The following is a 999-nucleotide window of genomic DNA, read 5'->3' on the forward strand; positions in this document are numbered from 1 at the left end:
GGGAAGAAGGAGAATCGGGCGCATCGGCGGCCTGCATCGCCGCCCACACGCGGGGGTGGACGGCGGCGGCATTGTCGGACAGGAACTGCATGGTGGAACGGCCCTAGCGCCGCGCGCGTTGTTGGCAAGAAGGAGAAACGGCTTGGTGATCGAAGGGCTCGAAATCACCCGTCACGACAATGGCGCGAACGGCGAATACCACGCGAGAGTGCCAGGCAGCGACAAGGTCGCGCGGCTGACCTGGAAAGCGCGCGGCGCTGACGTGCGCGTTGCCGACCACACGCTGGTCCCGCGCGAGCTCGAGGGGCGGGGGATTGCCGCCGCCCTGGTCGAGGCGCTGATCGCCGATGCCCGCGCGCAGGGTTTCCGGATCGTGCCGCAATGCTCCTACGTGGCCGCAAAATTCGCCCGCAATCCCGACTGGACAGACTTGCGCGCCTAGCCCCGGTTCAGTTCGCTGAAGTCGGCTTCGGCGATGCTGGCGAGCACAGCCGTGCGCACTTCGCGGGCCCGCTCCACCGGCACCCCCGGAATTTCGAATGTCCCGCCTGCCAGCCCGAAGTGGAGCGTGCCGTAGCCGTGCCACCGGCCAAGCGGTCCCTGCCGGAAGTCGACCGATTGCAGCTTGATGCGCGGGGCGATGTCGAGCCGGGGCGCAAGCCAGCCGCGCCGCGACAGGATCTGCCGCGCATCGAGGGCATGGAGCGTATTGCGCCAGGCGATCCAGTCTCCGATCGCCAGCGCCGCGCCGATCACCAGCGGGATCGCTGCGAACGGATAGAGCCCTGCTCCCAGGAGTGCCGCTGCCGGAACCAGCCCGACCAACCCTGCCAGCAGCAGCGAGTCGAACCGGTAGGCGGTGCATGCCCGGTGCCACTCGGCGTCCGGTGCGGGCGGGCTGAACCCCGCCGCTGCCGCAACCGGCCAGATCTCGTCCAGCTTGCCGAACGGAGCGACCACGTGGTTGGCCGAACCCGCATCCTGGGCCAGACTGACGAA

Annotated in this window: 2 protein-coding genes; one reads left to right on the plus strand and one right to left on the minus strand. The window is 69.1% G+C overall.

From position 1 onward, the window contains the following. A partial coding sequence (locus tag AC01FP_RS17810; protein WP_474482096.1) for a GNAT family N-acetyltransferase occupies window positions 1-442 on the plus strand: 442 nt, incomplete at its 5' end. Here the strand turns inward: AC01FP_RS17810 and AC01FP_RS17815 are convergent. Beyond that, window positions 439-999 (minus strand): PH domain-containing protein (locus tag AC01FP_RS17815; RefSeq protein WP_474482099.1); only part of this gene is annotated, 561 nt, incomplete at its 5' end. The genes AC01FP_RS17810 and AC01FP_RS17815 overlap by 4 nt on opposite strands.

The organism is Cyanobium sp. NIVA-CYA 375, assembly GCF_056108345.1.